We start from the raw sequence: 15,823 nt of genomic DNA on the forward strand, positions 1-15,823 counted from the left end.
ACCCGGACGCGGCACGCCCAACGGCGGCGGATGGGATGATGCGCGGTATGGCCGACGCCCTGACCGTGCACGAGTTCGGACCGCCGGACGCGCAGCCGTTGCTCGCACTGCACGGGGTCACCGGGCACGGCGGCCGGTTCCGCGGGCTGGCCGAGCGGCACCTGCCCGGCCACCGGGTGATCGCCCCTGACCTGCGCGGGCACGGCCACTCCCCCGCGCTGCCGCCGTGGACGCTGGAGCAGCACGTCGAGGACGTCCTCGCGGTGATCGACGCGTTCGGGCTGGACGCGCCGCCGGTCGTGGCGCACTCGTTCGGCGGTCTGATCGCGTTGCACCTGCCGCGGCACCGCGTGGGCAAGGTGGTCCTGCTCGACCCGGCCGTGAGCGTCCGGCCGGAAGACGCGTTGGCGTACGCGGAGAACGCGGCGGCGACGGTGAGCGATCCGGTCGCTGCGCAGAGTGGCGACTGGCCCGCGGCGTCGGACGAGGTGGTGGCCGAGGAGGTCGCGGCGCACTGGCAGCGTGTCGGCGACGGCTGGCGGCCCCGGTACTGCCCGCCCGCGGTCGCCACGGCGTGGAGCGAGATGTGCCGACCGGTACCGGCGCCGACCGGCGACACGCTGGTCGTGCGGGCACTGCGCGCGCCGTACGTCGGGCCCGAGTTCCTCGACTCGGCCGGTCCGGCGACAGTCGTTGACCTCGACTGCGGCCACGTGGTCTATGTGGACGCGCCGGAACGCGTTGGCGCTCTGGTGACCGACTTCCTCAGGGGATGAGCGTGGACGAGGAACTGCACGAGCGGGTGCGCGAGGCGATCAAGTCGATCCCCGAGGGGAGCGTGGCCACCTACGGCGACATCGCGGACCTGACCAAGGCGCCGTCGCCGCGGCTGGTGGGCAAGGTCCTGGCCGAGGACGGCCACGACCTGCCGTGGCACCGGGTGCTGCGCGCCAACGGCACGCCAGCGCCGCACCTGGCCGGGGAACAGCTGGCGCGGCTGCGCGCGGAGGGGGTGCTCGCCGACGGCGACAAGGTCGACCTGCGCCGCCACCGGTGGGCGGACGTGGTCCCCGAGGAAGAACCTGGCTTGTTCTAGCGGCGCTTGCCGTCGGCCGGGTCGAGGCCGAGCATGTCGAGCAGGCGCAGGCAGTCGGAGGCATCGGAGGAGTGGTCGGCCACCGTGCGCGCCGCCTTGCTGCACTGCTCCGCGTTGTGCATCGACTCGACCTCCCTGGCCGCGGCGATCCTGGTCGGGGACGTCGGTGTCCCGTTCGCGAGCGTCATGGCGAGAACCTTCCTAGAGACGGCCGCCACCACGAAGGGCGTCGAGGTGCCCACAGGGGTTTTCGCGCGGCGTGCCGGCCGGAGTGGCCATCACTCTTTCAGCCCAATGCGGGCTGCCGCAAGAGGCCCAAGGGACCTGATGTGTTACGCCGGTGTGAATGTCACGGAATGCGATTGGCCGAACACAATCACTGCTTGATGCGGCGCTTGGTGAAGGCGATGAGACCGCTGACGAGCAGCAACGCCCCCACGACAACCGCGATGAGACCAACGTCCATGCATTCCAGGACGCTTCGGCACGCACTCGGTTGCCTGATTGGGTGGAAGGTTTTCCACCCAATCAGCGGGCATTTCGGCACACGCTAGGTGAGGCGTGACTCACATTCAGCGAGCGCGGAACCGGCCTCGGCCGAGCCGGTCATCGCCGCCGCGAGCCGCAGGTGCGGCACGGCCTCGGCGTGCTTGCTCTGCCTGGCCAGCGCGCGGCCGAGCAGGGTCAGCGCGAACGCGTCCGACGGGTCGAGTTCGACCAGCGAGCGGGCGGTCGCCTCGGCCTTGCCCAGCGCGGCGGACTGGAAGTGCGCGAGCGCCAACTCGGTCAGCACCGCGCGCGAGGTCGGGTCCAGTTCGGCGGCTTGCGCCAGGTAGCGGGCCGCGGTGGCCGGGTCGCCGCCCTCGCGGTAGCGGCGCCCGAGTTCGTAGAGCGTGGCGAGGTCGGTCACGCGTCCTCCTCGGTGATGTCGGCGGAACTGCGGTGGGCGACGGGGATCTGGCCCAGCCGCCCGGCCTGGTAGTCGTCGAACGCCTGCAGGATCTCCTGGCGGGTGTTCATCACGAACGGACCGTATCGGGCGACCGGTTCGTTGATCGGCAGGCCACCGAGCACGAGCACCTCCCACGTCGGGGAGTTGCCGGGCTGGGTGTCCGCGGCGCGCAACGTGAGCGCCTGCCCGGTATTGCCGAACACGGCGAGCTCACCTTCCTGCAGCGGCCTGCCTTCCCGGCCAACGGTGCCGCGACCGGACAGCACATAAGCGAGTGCGTTGAAGTCCTCCGGCCAAGGCAAGGCCAACCGTGCTCCGGCAGCCACGGTCGCGTGCAGGTAAGTGATCGGCGTGTATGTCGACCCCGGCCCCTTATATCCAGCGAGGTCGCCGGCAATAACGCGCACAAGAGCGCCACCGTCTTCGCTGGCGAGCAACTTCGCGTCACCCGCAGCAATGTCCTGATAACGCGGTGGCACCATTTTCAGCGCCTTCGGGAGGTTCACCCACAACTGCACGCCGTGGAACAACCCGCCCGTGGCGACCAGTTCCGGCGGCGGGACCTCGTTGTGCAGGATCCCGCTCCCGGCGGTCATCCACTGGGTGGAACCGTCGGTGATGAGCCCGCCGCCGCCGATGGAGTCGGTGTGCGCCATCGCGCCGTCGATCATGTAGGTGACCGTCTCGAAGCCGCGGTGCGGGTGCCACGGCGCGCCCTTGGCCTCGCCGGGGCCGTACTCGACGGCTCCCATGTGGTCGAGCAGCAGGAACGGGTCGGCCATCGCAAGGTCGACGCCCGGGAACGGCCTGCGAACCCGGAAACCCTCGCCCTCCAGGAAGGACTCGGCCCGCACCGTCGTGCGCACCCCGCGCCAGATCGTGTCCGACCCGGGCAGGACGGGCAGGCGGGGCAGGGTCAGGGTGTCGGCGGTGACAGCAGGCATGACTGCCTCCTCTCGGGCCACCCGGGCGGCGACCACACCCCCGTCAACCTAGTTGCGCGCTCAATTATTCCTCAGGTCTGCGCCCACATCGAGTAGATGAGGTTGTCCTCGTCTGCGCACACGACCTGCGGGAGGGCGGGCTCGGCGACCTGGTTGCAGCGCATGGGCCCGATCTCGAAGTCCACCTGGCCGGTCTTGGGCTCGGGGCGCGCGGCGTAGTAGTCGAACAGGATCGCGGCGGCCTGCTCGCAGTTGAGCCTGCCGCGCGGCGTCTCGACCACGGCGGCGAGCATGTTCTTGCCGAGCGCGCCCTTGAACGGGCGGTCGCAGTAGGTGGTGGGGGCGCTCTCGTCGACCACGGGGACGTCCGACTTGGGCTTGGCGGTCGTGGTGGTGGGGCGCTTGGTGGTCGACTTCGCGGTGGTCGTCGGCTTGGTGGTGGTCGTCTCGCGGGTTGTGGTGGTGCTTGGCGTGTCCACTCCCGACGCCGTTCCCGTGACGGGTCCGGAACAGCCAGTGATCAGGGTGGCGAGCAACAACAAACCGGCGATTGACCTCATATCCGCAGGTTCGACGGACCGGCCCCGCGCGTTACGCGTGCCGGCCTCATGTCCACACCGGACCCCGAAGATCCACGATCGGTGGAATCCCCCGCGCGCGCCCGGCGGCAGCGCCGGGCAGCACCTACCGTTTCCGCGTGCTCGCCCGATCCACCGCCGCTCTCCTGACCGCCCTGACCCTCACCGGCTGCGCAGCCACCTCGACCGCAAGCCCCCAGCCCCAGCTGGCCCCCGTGCGCAACGAGGCCACCACCTCGTTCCCGACCCCACCCCCCACCCGCCAACCGAACACCATGGTCGGCTCCCCCAAACTCGCCCCCGCCGTCCTCGACTGCCCCAGCTACGTCCCCCTGATCACCAAGGCGACCGGCGTGAAGGCCGAACCCCTGCTCGGCACCCCGGAGCTGTGCCGCTACCGCCTCCCCTACGCCCGAGGCACCACCAACGTCTCCATCCTCTTCCGAGCCGAACCCCCAGGCACCCCCAGCTACGTCCGCACCGAAGACCACTTCGGCAACACCGCCTACCAGGTAATAGGCCCAGACCCCACCGCCTGCGGCCTGGCGATCGCCCTGGACCCCTACCTGGCCCCCCACGAACACGGCTCACACCTGACCGTGCTCGGCAGCTTCGAAACCGCCCCCTGCCCCACGGTCCGCAAGATCATCGACCCCCTCTTCGCCCGCCTCACCGACACCCCCGAGTAGCTGACGACCCCACAACATCGACCAACAGGCCAAGAAGGTTGGCTCCTACCCGGCCTCACGATCGTTGGCCCACACGCGCCCCTCACAGACGTTGGCCAACCATTCACCCCCAAACAACGTTGGCCAACCACCCGGCCCTCACAGACGTTGGCCCCACCACGCCCCCCAAACGACGTTGGCCGACAAGCGCTCCTCGGATCCGCTGGTGCCAAGCCGGCTCGATGGGGCGAACTTGTTTTGTGTGGGGGAACGGCACCCGTAGCGTCGTTCGCGGCAGGGCCTGCTTTTCGGCCCCTGCTTTGCGGTTCTGCCCGGGTGCCGTAGGGGCCCCGCACAAAACAAGTTCGCCCCATCGAGCACAGCTCGAAACTCGCGCCCCGGCCAATGCCGCAGGCGAGGCATTGATCGTCGACGCCGCAGGCGAGCACGAGAGCCGCACAGCCCACCTCACACCTGCGCATAAGCCAAACTAGGCACCCGAGAATCCCCCGAACTCCGCCGCAGATAAAAGACCCACGTAACCCCAGCCAACACCACATACCCCACCACAAACACCCACAACGCCGCCGTGGACCAAGTAGCGTGCGCAGCGGCCGCAGCGGCCTTCTCCTCCACGGTCCGAGCAGCGGCCACCGCCGCCCCCACCGGCGCGCTGGCGAGCCGGAACACCTGTTGGATCAGGAACCCACCGAAGGCCCCGATAGCCCCCGCGATCCCGATCACCGCAGCAGCCATCCGCTTGTACCGCAACGCAGTCGCCGCGTCATCCGACTCCCGCCGACCCAGCGCGCCGAAGATGACCGGGATCATCCGGTAAGTCGAACCGTTGCCAGCGCCGGACAACGCGAAGATCGCCATGTACGACGTGAAGAAGAGGCTGAAGTCGCGGCGAGCGACTCCCAGCACGGCGATCAGGGTGAACACCGCCATCCCGATGAAAACCCACAGCGTCACCCGAGCACCCCCCAGGCGATCGGACAGCCAACCGCCGAGAGGGCGCGTGACCGAGCCGATCAGGGCGCCCAGGAAACCCAGGCCTGCCAGGTAGGTGCCGATGAACGGGTGTTCGGCGAGGAACTCGGGGAAGGTCAGCTTGATCACCAGCGGCAGGGCGAACGAGAAGCCGATGAACGAGCCGAAGGTGCCGATGTAGAGCACCGACATGATCCAGGTCTGCGAGCGGCTCAGGCACGCGGCGTAGGACGCGGCGTCGGAGCGGGCCATGGTGAGGCTGTCCATGAAGAGCCAGGCGCAGACGACGGCGGCGATGATCAGGGGGAGCCACATCAGGCCCGCGTAGGCCAGGTGGACGGGGTGGACCGGGTTGCGGGCGACGGCGTAGGGGACGCCGACGATGATGACCAGCGGGGTCAGGAGTTGGACCACGGCGACACCGAGGTTGCCGCCCGCCGCGTTGAGGCCGAGGGCGAGGCCCTTGCGCTTCTCCGGGTAGAAGAACGAGATGTTGGCCATCGACGACGAGAAGTTGCCGCCGCCGACACCCGCGAGCGACGCCGCGACCAGCAACAGCACGAACTGCGCGTCGTGCGACTGCTCCCGCACCACGTCGAAGTGCACCAAGGCGGCCAGAGCGGTGGTCGGGACCAGCAGCAGTGCCGCGCTGATGGCCGTCCACAAGCGACCGCCGAAACGGGGAACCGCGAAGGTATAAGGAATCCGCAGCGCGGCCCCGACCAGGTTCGGCGCGGCGGTGAGCCAGAACAGCTCGCTCGGGGTGAACGGGGTGCCGCCGCCGAACCCCGCGTTGGACAGGTTGAGCACGACCACCGACCACAGCACCCAGATGGAGAACCCCAGGTGCTCCGCGAAGATCGAGAACACCAGATTCCGCCGCGCGACCCGCTTGCCAGTGCCGGCCCAGAACCCCTCGTCCTCAGGCTCCCACCGGTCGATCCACCGATTCACGATCCCTCCACAGACAACTCGGCGACAGCGGCGTTCAAGTCGGTGAGCCAGTTCACGAGCCCTCCGCGTTCAAGTCGGTGAGCCAGGTGGCGATGGCGGTGGTCTTGTCGGCGCAGGTGCCGCATCCGGTGGTGGCTCGTGTCGCGGCGACCAGGGCGGGGACACTGGTCGCGCCGGAGCACCATGCGGTGACGAGGCCGGCTTTGGTGACGGTGTTGCAGCGGCATACGAGGGCGTCGTCGGGTAGGTCGGCGGGGGAGCGGGGTGTGCCGCTGGGGTTCGCGCGGCCGAGGAGTAGGGCGAGGCGGTCGGAGGGGGCTGGGGTGCCGGTGTCGAAGAACTCGGTGATGGTGGCGGCCGCGTCGGGGAAGCCGATGATGATGGCGCCGACGACCCGGTTGTCGCGGAGTGCGAGCTTGGCGTAGCGGCCGCGGGTCGGGTCGTCGAGGGTGATCACCTCGGCGTCGGGCGGCGACGCGTGCACCTCGCCCAGGGCGGCCAGGTCGATGCCGCGGGCCTTGAGCCGGGCGACGGACGGGGTGCCGCGGTAGCGGGCGGCCGGGTCGGCGCCGGTCACGAGGTCGGCGAGCACGACGGCCTGGTCCCAGCCGGACTGGACCATGCCCGGCACGGTCCCCGGGTGCGCGGCGCAGTCGCCGAGGGCGTGGATCCGCGGGTCGCTGGTGCGCAGGGTGTCGTCGACCACGATCCCGCCGTCCACCGCCAGCCCCAGTGCCTCCGCCAGGCCGGTCTCCGCGCGCACCCCGGCGGCCACGACCACCAGCTCCGCCGGGACGTGGCTGCCGTCGTCGAGCTTGAGCCCGTCGCCGGTGAGGTGCTGGGCCGCCGACCGCCCCAGGCGCACGTCGACGCCCATGTCGGTGAGGACCTTCGCCAGCACGGCACCGCCCGCCGGGTCCACCTGGCGCTCCATCAGGTGCCCGACCGGGTGCACCACCGTGACCAGGCACCCGCGCCCCAACAACCCGCGCGCCGCTTCCAACCCGAGCAACCCGCCGCCGAGTACCGCGACCGGCGCCCCCGGTCGCACCCGACTCAGGATCGCCGCGCAGTCGTCCAACTCCCGGAACGTCGCCACATCCGCCGCCAGCGCCCCGGACTCCCCGCGCAACCCCTCGACCGGCGGCACCCACGCCCGACTCCCCGTGGCCAGCACCACCGCGTCGTACTCCACAGTGGACCCATCGGACAGCACGACCTCGCGCCCCGCCAGATCCACGACCCGCGTCCCCAGCCGAAGATCAACCCTCGCCGTCTCCGCCCAGTCCGGCGCGTGCAACCCCACAACCCCCGCAGGCATCGTCCCCGCCAACACCGCCGACAACAACACCCGGTTATAGGCCGGATGCGACTCAGCCCCGACCACAGTCAACGCGACCCGCTCCCCCACCGGATCCCGCCGCCGCACCTCCTCCGCGAACCGCGCCCCCGCCATGCCATAACCCACGACAACCACCCGGCGCGGGTTCACAGGGACTCCAAGCGGACGGCGCAGACCTTGAACTCCGGCATGCGGCTGTGCGGGTCCAGGGCCGGGTTGGTCAGCAGGTTCGCTCGTTGGGCGCCGGGGAAATGGAAAGGCAGGAAGACCGTGTCCAGGCGCATTGTCGGGTCGTAGTGGACTACGGCTTCGGTGGAGCCGCGGCGGGAGGTCACGCGGGCCAGGGCGCGGTCGGTGAGGCCTGCTCTGCTCGCCGTGTCGGGGTGGACCTGGACGAAGGCTTCCGGGGAGGCGGCGTTCAGTTCCGGGACGAGGCGGGTCTGGGCGCCGGATTGGTAGTGGTGGAGGACGCGGCCGGTGGTGGCCAGCAAGGGGTATTCGTCGTCCAGGGGTTCGGTGGGGCCGGTGTAGTCGACGGGGGTGAAGTGGGCTCGGCCGTCGGGGTGGGCGAAGTGGGTGAGGAACATCCGCGGGGTGCCGGGGTGGTCGGTGGTGGGGACGGGCCAGTGGAGTTGGTCGCCCGCGCGGAGGCGGGAGTAGGTGATGCCGGAGTAGTCAGCCGGGCCGCCGCGGGAGGCTGAGCGGAGTTCCTCGAACACGGTCTCAGGGTCGGCCGGGAAGCGGTGTTCGGGCTGACCGAGGCGAATGGCCAAGGCGCGCAACAACTCCAGGTCGCTGCGCACACCGTCGGGCGCCGAGACCGCGGGCGTGCGGAGCAGGACGCGGCCTTCGAGGTTGGTCATCGTGCCGCCCTCTTCCGCCCATTGCGTCACTGGGAACACCACGTCCGCCAACGCAGCCGTCTCGGACAACACGAAATCAGCGACCACCAGAAAGTCCACTGTGGAGAGACGTTGAGCGATGTGCCCGGCATTCGGCGCGGACACCAGGATGTTGCTCCCGAACACCATCAGCGCCCGCGGACCGCCCTCCCGCCCAAGGGAATCCAGCAGCTCGTAGGCCGATCTCCCCGCCCCCGGAAGGCTTTCCGCTGGTACACCCCACACCGAGGCGACGTACGAGCGAGCGCCAGGATCGGTGATCTTCCGGTACCCCGGCAGCTGGTCCGCCTTCTGCCCGTGCTCACGCCCACCCTGGCCGTTCCCCTGCCCGGTGAGGCACCCGTATCCGGACCCCGGTGTCCCGGGCAGCCCGAGGGCCAGCGCGAGGTTGATCCACGCCCCCACCATGTCCGTGCCGCTGGAGTGCTGCTCAGTGCCTCGGCCAGTCAGGATGTGCGCCGTGCGGGCCCCGGCCAACAGAGCGGCAGCACGCCGTTGGTCACCAGCGGCGACACCCGTCACCCGCTCCACCCGTTCCGGCCACCACGCCGCCGCCAACCGCCACGCGGCCTCGAACCCCGTCGTCCGCTCGGCCGCGTAGTCGCCCCGGTAGTGCCCCTCAGCGACCACGGCGTGCAGGATTCCCAGTGCCAGCGCCAGATCCGTGCCCGGGCGGGGCCGCAGGTGCAGGTCCGCGCGCTCGGCCGTCGCGGTCCGGCGCGGGTCGACGACGATCAGCGCGCCGGTCAGGTGCTGCACGAACGGCGGCATGGTCTCCGCCGGGTTCGCACCGACCAGCAGCACCGCCTCGGACCGGGCGACGTCGTCGATGGGGAACGGCATCCCGCGGTCGAGGCCGAACGCGCGCATCCCCGCCGCGGCCGCCGAGGACATGCAGAACCGGCCGTTGTAGTCGATCTGCGCGGTTCCCAACGCGACCCTGGCGAACTTCCCGAGCAGGTAAGCCTTCTCGTTCGTGAGACCGCCACCGCCGAACACCGCCACCGAGTCCGCGCCGTGCGCATCACGCAAACGCGCCAACTTCGCGGCGACCAGGTCCAGGGCCGTGTCCCACGAGGCAGCCCGGAGTTCGCCGTCCACACGCACGAGTGGCGTGGTCAGGCGGGACGGAGTGCGCAACACCTCGGCCGCGGTCCACCCCTTTTGGCACAAACCGCCCAGGTTCGTGGGGAAATCGCGGGGTTCGACGGCGGTGCCGGTGAGCCGCATGCCGCACTGCAGGGCGCAGTACGGGCAGTGCGTGTCCCCCCGGCCAGGCGCGGCAAGTCTCGTCACGAGCTCCCCCTGTGTCTGCACCGACACTCAAGGAGAGCGCATCGCGCGGTGCCCCGTCCAGGCTTTGTTGGCAAGAACCTGCCCGGGACCGCCCCTAGTAGGGGTCAGATCAACGGTCCGATCGCCTGCGCCGCGCGCTCCAGACCGCGCATCGACCTCGGGGTGGACTTCGGGTGCAACGCGTGCACGGCAAGGCGGAACAACAGCGCCCTCAGCAGCGCTTGTGGCCATTCGGGCAGGTGGCCCCACCGCTTCGCGATTGCCTCATCGGCGCCGCCCCACGCCATGGCGTCCACCACCACCACGGCCGCTGCCCACTCCGGAGGGCGGAAGAAGGCGGTGAAGTCGATGATCCCCGGGTCGGCGTCCCCGTCGAACAGGACGTTGCCGAACAGGTCGCCGTGCACGACCTGCGGGGTGAGGGTGACGTCCTTGCGCGACTCGCCGTAGATCTCGAACAGCCGCCCACCCAGGTGCGGGTCGAGGGTGACCTTCTTCTCCTCGCCCCAGGCCAGCCGGTCGGCCGTGGCGAACACGTCCGCGCGCAGCCCCAGGAACCGCGGCCTGCGCAGCTCGGCGGTGACCTTGTGCAGCCGAAGCGACGCCGAGATCACCTCGTCGTAGCGCGGCTCGGCCCGACCGGGCACGAACCGGAACCCGACCCAGCCGCCGACCACGTACCTGCCGTCCGATGACCGCACCGGCCGACCCACCCGCAGCTCCGGCACCTCCAGCTCGCCGAGGGTCTGCGCCACCCACGACGCCTCGGCCGGGTTCACCGCCTGCCGCAGCGCGATGTCGCCGCAACGCCACACCGGGCCGTGCTCGATCAGCACCGGCTCGGCGTTCTTGGCGCCGAAGGCTGCCCGGACGTGCGGCGGGGGCGGTGTTCTCACGGGCGGGGACGCTACCTGCCCACCCCGCGCACACGGGCGCGCGACACGTGCCCGGGATGGTTGATCTCCAGGCGGGACAGCGGGAACTGGGAATACGGGAACGGCCCCCCGCTCACCAGGAGCGGGGGGCCGTTCGCGTCGATCAGTAGGTCGGCAGGCTGGTGTCGACGTCGCGCGCCCAGCCGAGCACGCCGCTGCCCACGTGCACCGCGTCCTTGAACCCGGCCCGGTGCAGCGCGGCGAGCGCCTCGGCGGAGCGGGCCCCGGACTTGCAGTGCAGCACGATCTGGCGGTCGTGCGGCAGCCCGGCCAGCGCCTCGCCGGAGATGATCTGGTCCTTGGGCACCAGCACCGAGCCCTCGATGCGGACGATCTCGTACTCGTGCGGCTCGCGGACGTCGATCAGGGCGAAGGTGTCGCCCCGGTCGAACTTGGCCTTGAGCTCGCGCGGGGTGATCGTCGAGCCCGCGGCGGCCGCCTGGGCGTCGTCGCTGACCACGCCGCAGAACGCCTCGTAGTCGATGAGGCCCTCGATCGGCTTGGTCTCCGGGTCCTTGCGGATCTTGATGGTGCGGTACGACATCTCCAGCGCGTCGTAGACCATCAGCCGACCCAGCAGCGTCTCGCCGATGCCGGTGATCAGCTTGATCGCCTCGGTGACCATGACCGAGCCGATGGAGGCGCACAGGATGCCCAGCACACCGCCCTCGGCGCAGGAGGGCACCATGCCCGCGGGCGGCGGCTCGGGGTAGAGGTCGCGGTAGTTGAGGCCCTGCCCGTTCGGCGCGTCCTCCCAGAACACGCTGACCTGGCCCTCGAACCGGAAGATCGAGCCCCACACGTACGGCTTGCCCAGCAGCACCGCGGCGTCGTTGACCAGGTACCGGGTGGCGAAGTTGTCCGTGCCGTCGAGGATCAGGTCGTACGGGGCGAACACGTCGAGCGCGTTGTCGGTGGTCAACTGCTCCTGGTGCACGTTCACCGTGATCAGCGGGTTGATCTCGGCCACCGACTCCTTGGCCGAGATGGCCTTGGGCTTTCCGATGTCGGACTGGCCGTGGATCACCTGCCGCTGCAGGTTCGACTCGTCGACGATGTCGAAGTCGATCACACCGAGGGTGCCGACCCCCGCCGCCGCGAGGTAGAGCAGGGCGGGGCTGCCGAGCCCACCGGCGCCCACCACGAGCACCTTCGCGTTCTTGAGCCGCTTCTGCCCGTCCACGCCGACGTCCGGGATGATGAGGTGGCGGCTGTAGCGGGCCACCTCGTCCCTGGTCAGCTCGGTCGCGGGCTCGACGAGCGGCGGGAGACTGCCTGACATCGGGTCCTCCTACAGCACGGATGTATGCCGGATTCTTCCCCGGTCAACGCCAGGATCCCACCACGCTCTTCCCAGCTCCCAACATCCGGGACTCGTATCACTCCCTCCCGCCACCCGCCCCCTCGTCCCCGCCCGGCATCGTTCCCGGCTTGGCAGGTCGGGTGTCGCCCCCCGCCCGGCGTCATCGCAGGTCACTGCGTGGGACGGGCCTGGGGGTTGGGCCAAGCGTTGGGCTTGCACACCAGCCCGTCCGCCTTGACCGGGTCCGGGTTGCCGACGGCCTTGTTGAGCTGGGCGACGTAGTCGTTGGCCACGCCGAAGCTCTGCTGCATCATCACCGGCGCCAGCGCCCCGGCCTGCGGGCAGCCGACGTGGTTGTTGCGGAAGGCGTGCCCGACCTCGTGGTTGAGCGCGTACTGCCGGTAGGTGAGCATGTCGCCGCCGAAGACCACCGCGCCGCGCGACCAGCGGGCCAGGTTGATCATCACCCGCTTCTGGCTGGACCGGTAGCAGGACGACTCGTACTTGATCGTGAACCCGCACATCTCGGCTCGGTGCGCGGTGTCCGGGGTGGTCAGGCTGATCCGGAAGCTCGGGTTGGGGAAGTCGGCGGCCACCCGCTGCACCGAGATCTCGCCGAGGCCGGTCCAGCCGCGCGGGTCGGCCAGGGTGGAGTCGACCAGGCTGGCGAAGGCGTCGTCGCCGCCGTAGGACGCGGGCTCGATGCCGTCCTCGACCTCGACGGTGTAGGTGAAGAACTTCGGGCCGGTGCCGATCCGGGGTCCGCTGCCGGGCACGACGTGGAAGGTGACCTTGCCCGCCTGGGTGAAGGCGCCGCCGTTGGGCAGTTCCGCGGTCGGGATGTTCAGGTCCACCGGACCGGGTGGTCGTTCGGTGACGTCGGGCACACCGGGGCCGCCCTCGGTGACCGGGTTCGCCTGATCAGCGGTCTGCCCGGCGGGTGGCGAGGCGACCGGGTCGGCCCGGTCGCCCGCGGTGCGCACGGCGACCAGCGCGGTCACCGCGACCAGCACCGGCACCGCGTACACCCGCCAGCCGTAGGTCGCCAGGAAGCCGCGCTTGCGGGGTTTGTCCGGGTGCTCCGGCCGCCAGGACGCGGCGAGCGGCTCGGCCGACGTGCGCCTGCCCGCTCTCCGGTACCGGTCGTCGGGGTCGGGTGCGGAGCGTGACGACCCGGTGGCCGTGTCCGGCTCGCCCTGCGTCATTCGGCTCACGCGCCCCAGGGTGCCACATCACCCGACGCCCGGTGGATTGGTGCCACCGGGGCAACGGCGCGTGTCACCAATCCCCCGCCTCGGCGGTCTCCCACAGACCGAGCACGGCGCGCGCGACGGTCGACGGTCGCTCCATCTGCGCGACGTGGCCGGTGCGGGGCAGCACGAGCAGCTTGGCCCGCGGGATGAGCCGGGTGGTCCGCGGCGCCTTGCGCACCGACATGAGCTTGTCCCGGTCGCCCCAGATGACCAGCGTCGGCGCCTTGATCCGGGGCAGCGCCCGCCACAGCGACCTGGCACCGAAGGCGAACCAGGCCCGGATGAGACCGATTGTGCTGGCCGCCAGCGCCGGTCCGGCCCAGGCCATGCCCGCCCGCTCGGCGTACTCCTCGGTGGCCTCGGCCAGGCGTTCCTCGGTGACCGTCCACGGCTCGGCGTAGCAGAGGGTGAGCATCTGCGCGGCCCGCTCGCCCGGGGTGAGGTTCGCCAGCGCGTGCCGCACCCGGGTGCCGACGACCGGGAGGAACGCCAGCGGGATGCGCCGGTCCGACATCCGGCTGGCCAGCGGCCGCCGGTCGGGCACGGCCGGGGAGATGAGGGTCAGCGTGCGCACCAGGTCGGGGTGGCGGGACGCGAGCAGCGCACTGATGGCCCCGCCCATCGAGTTGCCCAGCAGGTGGACCGGTCCGAGTTCGAGGCCGCGCAGCCAGGTGGCCAGCGCGTCGGCGTGCGCGGTCAGCGCGTAGGTGTAGCCCTCGGGGGGCTCGCTGCGGCCGAAGCCGGGCAGGTCGACCGCGATGCCAGGGGCGAAGCCTGCCAGCGAGGCGGCCAGGTCGGTCCAGTTCGTCGCGGAGCCGCCGAGGCCGTGCACGTAGAGCGCGGTGACGGGGCCCACACCCGGGGTGCGGCGGACGTGCAGCGTGATCCCGGCCGACTCCACGACCTTGCCCGGCCAGGCCTTGGTCGCCTGGTCGAGCGCGGGCAGCTCCGCCTCCGACATCGGCACGGTCGACTGCGGGGCGCGGCGGGTGGTGGGTAGGGCGGTCACCGATCCAGTGTGCACGCGATCCCCGGGGCTCGCCGCACTGCGGCGTGGGTCACACTGGATACTTGTCGTGGAGCACGAACGTCCATGAAATTGCCCCGAACGGGGATACCGGCGAGTACGGTCGACCCAGCCGCGGGGTTGGTGATCCTGACCCCGGCGTAGCGGTGAACGAGGGTGGAGACGCATGTCCGAGACGGTTCAGTCGAACGGGGTCGGCCGAGGGGCCAGACTGCCGCGCACCGCCAGGCGCGCCCAGTTGCTGGCCGCGGCCCAGGACGTGTTCGCGGCGAACGGCTACCACGCCGCGGGCATGGACGAGATCGCCGAGCGCGCGGGCGTGAGCAAGCCGGTGCTCTACCAGCACTTCCCCGGCAAGCTCGAGCTCTACATGGCGCTGCTGGACAAGCACGTCGACGAGCTGGTCCGCCGGGTCACCGAGGCGATGGACGCCACCAGCGACAACAAGGCCAGGGTGCGCAACGCGGTCGGCGCCTACTTCGACTTCGTCGACGGCGAGAGCCAGGCGTTCCGGCTGGTGTTCGAGTCGGACCTGCGCGGCGAGCCGCTGGTGCAGGACGCCATCGAGCGCGCCACCAGCGCCAGCGTCGACGCCATCGCCGCGACCATCACCGCCGACGCCAGCCTGGACGAGTCCAGGGCGCGGCTGCTGGCGGTCGGGCTGGTCGGCGCCAGCCAGGTCGCGGCCCGCTCGTGGCTGGCCGACAACCGCGCGCTGCCCAAGGAAGAGGCCATCAACCTCATCTCCAACCTGGCCTGGCGCGGCATCGGCGGCGGGTTCCCGTTCCACCCGCACGACTAGGCGATCCCACGGGCTGAGCACTCTGCTGCCGTGGGTGGTGGGGACAGGGCACCGTGGAGACATGATCTTCACGGCGGCGAGCACGACGGCGCTCGGTGGGCGCCCGACCAACCAGGACGCGGCGCACGCGGCCCAGCGGCTGCTGGCGGTGGCCGATGGCGTCGGCGGGGCGCCCGCGGGTGAGGTGGCCTCGGCGCTGACCATCAGGACGCTGGTCGAGCGGCACGGCGACTCCCCCGAGGGCATGGTCGAGGTCGCGAACGCCGCGGTCCTGGCCCACGGCGAGGCGGACCCCGCCACAACCGGCATGGGCACCACGCTTGACCTGGCCGTACTCGTGCGCGCGGCAGGCCGCTGGGTTGTCCGGGGCGCGCACGTAGGCGACAGCGTGACGGTCGTGCAGGGCGGTTCCGGAGTTCGCGTGCTCACCAGGAGCCACACCCTGGCCAACGACCTCGTCGACGGCGGCCACCTCAGCGAGGAAGAGGCCGCACGGCACCCGCAGCGCTCCGCGTTGGTCCGCGCGGTCGGGTTAGAGCAAGACATCCGACCGGACCTGTGGGAGCTGCCCGCGACTAAGGGCGACCGGTACCTGCTGTGCACTGACGGCCTCACTAACACCTTGGGCGACGACCTGTGGCCGCTGTTGCAGTCGCTGAGAGGGGAATCGGCGGAGGTGTGCGTCAACGAGCTCGTGCGCGCTGCCTGCCAGGTAGGGCCTAGGGACAACGTGACGGCCGTCGTAGGCGATGTGCGCGGCTGGCCGAACTGAGGTCAT

Annotated in this window: 17 protein-coding genes; 5 read left to right on the forward strand and 12 right to left on the reverse strand. The window is 70.9% G+C overall.

Annotation, left to right across the window (positions count from 1 at the left end):
• Nucleotides 1-47: 47 nt before the first annotated feature.
• Nucleotides 48-776 carry an alpha/beta fold hydrolase gene (locus BMY07_RS28100; RefSeq protein WP_177215835.1) on the forward strand — a complete coding sequence of 243 codons (729 nt, stop codon included), beginning with the start codon at nucleotides 48-50 and terminating at the stop codon, nucleotides 774-776.
• 2 nt (nucleotides 777-778) lie between these two features.
• Nucleotides 779-1,096: an MGMT family protein gene (locus tag BMY07_RS28105; protein WP_177215857.1), complete on the forward strand. Its 318-nt coding sequence runs from the start codon at nucleotides 779-781 to the stop codon at nucleotides 1,094-1,096.
• Here the strand turns inward: BMY07_RS28105 and BMY07_RS28110 are convergent.
• The 5 genes from BMY07_RS28110 to BMY07_RS28130 all read right to left on the reverse strand — a co-directional run bounded on the left by BMY07_RS28110 (nucleotide 1,093) and on the right by BMY07_RS28130 (nucleotide 3,471).
• Nucleotides 1,093-1,284, reverse strand: a complete 192-nt coding sequence (locus BMY07_RS28110) for a hypothetical protein (protein WP_092785323.1) — start codon at nucleotides 1,282-1,284, stop codon at nucleotides 1,093-1,095. The genes BMY07_RS28105 and BMY07_RS28110 overlap by 4 nt on opposite strands.
• Nucleotides 1,285-1,472: 188 nt before the next feature.
• A complete protein-coding gene (mprA, locus tag BMY07_RS28115) occupies nucleotides 1,473-1,562 on the reverse strand; it encodes an MprA protease, GlyGly-CTERM protein-sorting domain-containing form (protein WP_092785325.1) in 90 nt (29 codons plus the stop codon).
• Between the two features lie 84 nt (nucleotides 1,563-1,646).
• Nucleotides 1,647-2,006 (reverse strand): tetratricopeptide repeat protein, encoded by a 360-nt coding sequence (locus BMY07_RS28120; RefSeq protein WP_092785327.1) that lies wholly within the window; start codon nucleotides 2,004-2,006, stop codon nucleotides 1,647-1,649.
• Entirely contained in the window at nucleotides 2,003-2,992 is a 990-nt protein-coding gene (locus BMY07_RS28125; RefSeq protein WP_092785329.1) for a pirin family protein, read from the reverse strand. The genes BMY07_RS28120 and BMY07_RS28125 overlap by 4 nt, the downstream gene beginning before the upstream one ends.
• Before the next feature lie 71 nt (nucleotides 2,993-3,063).
• The gene (locus tag BMY07_RS28130) at nucleotides 3,064-3,471 is read right to left on the reverse strand and encodes a hypothetical protein (RefSeq protein ID WP_092785331.1); all 408 of its coding nucleotides are present in this window, start codon (nucleotides 3,469-3,471) and stop codon (nucleotides 3,064-3,066) included.
• A 218-nt stretch (nucleotides 3,472-3,689) separates the two neighbouring features.
• Here BMY07_RS28130 and BMY07_RS28135 point away from each other — a divergent pair, with 218 nt between their 5' ends.
• The gene (locus tag BMY07_RS28135; protein ID WP_092785333.1) at nucleotides 3,690-4,259 is read left to right on the forward strand and encodes a hypothetical protein; all 570 of its coding nucleotides are present in this window, start codon (nucleotides 3,690-3,692) and stop codon (nucleotides 4,257-4,259) included.
• 447 nt (nucleotides 4,260-4,706) lie between these two features.
• Here the strand turns inward: BMY07_RS28135 and BMY07_RS28140 are convergent, their stop codons facing one another.
• The 7 genes from BMY07_RS28140 to BMY07_RS28170 all read right to left on the reverse strand — a co-directional run bounded on the left by BMY07_RS28140 (nucleotide 4,707) and on the right by BMY07_RS28170 (nucleotide 14,177).
• On the reverse strand, nucleotides 4,707-6,185 hold the full coding sequence (locus tag BMY07_RS28140) for an MFS transporter (RefSeq protein ID WP_092785335.1): 1,479 nt from the start codon (nucleotides 6,183-6,185) through the stop codon (nucleotides 4,707-4,709).
• Between the two features lie 52 nt (nucleotides 6,186-6,237).
• The gene (locus BMY07_RS28145; RefSeq protein WP_092785337.1) at nucleotides 6,238-7,677 is read right to left on the reverse strand and encodes an FAD-dependent oxidoreductase; all 1,440 of its coding nucleotides are present in this window, start codon (nucleotides 7,675-7,677) and stop codon (nucleotides 6,238-6,240) included.
• Nucleotides 7,674-9,659 carry a molybdopterin oxidoreductase family protein gene (locus BMY07_RS28150; RefSeq protein WP_092785339.1) on the reverse strand — a complete coding sequence of 662 codons (1,986 nt, stop codon included), beginning with the start codon at nucleotides 9,657-9,659 and terminating at the stop codon, nucleotides 7,674-7,676. Before BMY07_RS28150 ends, BMY07_RS28145 begins: the two co-directional genes overlap by 4 nt.
• A gap of 170 nt (nucleotides 9,660-9,829) precedes the next feature.
• Entirely contained in the window at nucleotides 9,830-10,621 is a 792-nt protein-coding gene (locus BMY07_RS28155) for a TIGR02569 family protein (RefSeq protein ID WP_092785341.1), read from the reverse strand.
• A 142-nt stretch (nucleotides 10,622-10,763) separates the two neighbouring features.
• Entirely contained in the window at nucleotides 10,764-11,942 is a 1,179-nt protein-coding gene (moeZ, locus tag BMY07_RS28160) for an adenylyltransferase/sulfurtransferase MoeZ (RefSeq protein ID WP_092785343.1), read from the reverse strand.
• A gap of 191 nt (nucleotides 11,943-12,133) precedes the next feature.
• The gene (locus BMY07_RS28165; protein WP_092785345.1) at nucleotides 12,134-13,168 is read right to left on the reverse strand and encodes a DUF3152 domain-containing protein; all 1,035 of its coding nucleotides are present in this window, start codon (nucleotides 13,166-13,168) and stop codon (nucleotides 12,134-12,136) included.
• A gap of 73 nt (nucleotides 13,169-13,241) precedes the next feature.
• The gene (locus BMY07_RS28170; protein WP_092785587.1) at nucleotides 13,242-14,177 is read right to left on the reverse strand and encodes an alpha/beta fold hydrolase; all 936 of its coding nucleotides are present in this window, start codon (nucleotides 14,175-14,177) and stop codon (nucleotides 13,242-13,244) included.
• Nucleotides 14,178-14,409: 232 nt separating this feature from the next.
• Here BMY07_RS28170 and BMY07_RS28175 point away from each other — a divergent pair, with 232 nt between their 5' ends.
• Together BMY07_RS28175 and BMY07_RS28180 are read left to right on the forward strand one after the other, a co-directional pair.
• Nucleotides 14,410-15,045 (forward strand): TetR/AcrR family transcriptional regulator, encoded by a 636-nt coding sequence (locus BMY07_RS28175; RefSeq protein WP_092785347.1) that lies wholly within the window; start codon nucleotides 14,410-14,412, stop codon nucleotides 15,043-15,045.
• A 61-nt stretch (nucleotides 15,046-15,106) separates the two neighbouring features.
• Complete coding sequence (locus tag BMY07_RS28180) at nucleotides 15,107-15,817, forward strand: PP2C family protein-serine/threonine phosphatase (RefSeq protein WP_092785349.1); 711 nt, start codon at nucleotides 15,107-15,109, stop codon at nucleotides 15,815-15,817.
• The last annotated feature ends 6 nt before the right edge of the window (nucleotides 15,818-15,823 follow it).

The organism is Actinokineospora terrae, from assembly GCF_900111175.1.
Taxonomy (GTDB): Bacteria; Actinomycetota; Actinomycetes; order Mycobacteriales; family Pseudonocardiaceae; genus Actinokineospora; species Actinokineospora terrae.

Excerpts from the sequence above, each read along its gene's own strand:
- BMY07_RS28100 (WP_177215835.1), top strand. The coding sequence starts at position 48 with ATGGCCGACGCCCTGACCGTGCACGAGTTCGGACCGCCGGACGCGCAG.
- BMY07_RS28110 (WP_092785323.1), bottom strand. The coding sequence starts at position 1,284 with ATGACGCTCGCGAACGGGACACCGACGTCCCCGACCAGGATCGCCGCG.
- mprA (WP_092785325.1), bottom strand. The coding sequence starts at position 1,562 with ATGGACGTTGGTCTCATCGCGGTTGTCGTGGGGGCGTTGCTGCTCGTC.
- BMY07_RS28125 (WP_092785329.1), bottom strand. The coding sequence starts at position 2,992 with ATGCCTGCTGTCACCGCCGACACCCTGACCCTGCCCCGCCTGCCCGTC.
- BMY07_RS28150 (WP_092785339.1), bottom strand. The coding sequence starts at position 9,659 with ATGCGGCTCACCGGCACCGCCGTCGAACCCCGCGATTTCCCCACGAAC.
- moeZ (WP_092785343.1), bottom strand. The coding sequence starts at position 11,942 with ATGTCAGGCAGTCTCCCGCCGCTCGTCGAGCCCGCGACCGAGCTGACC.
- BMY07_RS28165 (WP_092785345.1), bottom strand. The coding sequence starts at position 13,168 with ATGACGCAGGGCGAGCCGGACACGGCCACCGGGTCGTCACGCTCCGCA.
- BMY07_RS28170 (WP_092785587.1), bottom strand. The coding sequence starts at position 14,177 with ATGTCGGAGGCGGAGCTGCCCGCGCTCGACCAGGCGACCAAGGCCTGG.
- BMY07_RS28175 (WP_092785347.1), top strand. The coding sequence starts at position 14,410 with ATGTCCGAGACGGTTCAGTCGAACGGGGTCGGCCGAGGGGCCAGACTG.
- BMY07_RS28180 (WP_092785349.1), top strand. The coding sequence starts at position 15,107 with ATGATCTTCACGGCGGCGAGCACGACGGCGCTCGGTGGGCGCCCGACC.